The sequence below is a fragment of the Siphonobacter sp. BAB-5405 genome (assembly GCF_002872335.1).
Classification (GTDB): Bacteria; Bacteroidota; Bacteroidia; order Cytophagales; family Spirosomataceae; genus Siphonobacter.
In genome coordinates, this window is sequence record NZ_NJAG01000205.1 from 1 (window position 1) to 478 (window position 478).

General features: G+C 51.9%; 1 protein-coding gene. It reads left to right on the forward strand.

What is annotated here, in order from left to right; all coding sequences use genetic code 11:
* The coding region (locus tag BWI97_RS27965) for a hypothetical protein (RefSeq protein WP_199182144.1) at nucleotides 1-478 on the forward strand (478 nt) is incomplete at both ends.

Sequence of the window (478 nt, forward strand, 5' to 3'; positions counted from 1 at the left end):
GCTCCGGAAGTACGGACGTTACCAGAACGCCAACCTGTCGTTTACGGGAGGTGATCAGGTGTCGAAATATGCGATCATCCTGGATTACATGAAACAAACGGGACTGTACGACATACCCAGCTCGCCGTCTACGTCAAACGCCCAGATTCAGCGATTTAACCTTCGTACCAACCTTGATTTCAAATTCTTCAAGATTTTCGAAGCCAGGGTAGACCTGGGGGGGCGGATCGAGAGCCGTCGGTACCCGAATTTCAACGGGCCCGATTTATGGCAGAATATAGCTACGTATCCCTCCAACATTTACCGGGTAATGGACGGAAACAGCCAGAACTGGTCGGGTACGGCTTTGTATCCCAATAACCCCGTGGCTTCTCTGCTGGCTCTGGGCCGCATTGCCACGCATGACCGTACGTTGCAGGCCAACTTTAATCTGAAGGAAAACCTGGATTTCATTACGCCCGGACTTTCCCTGAGCCAA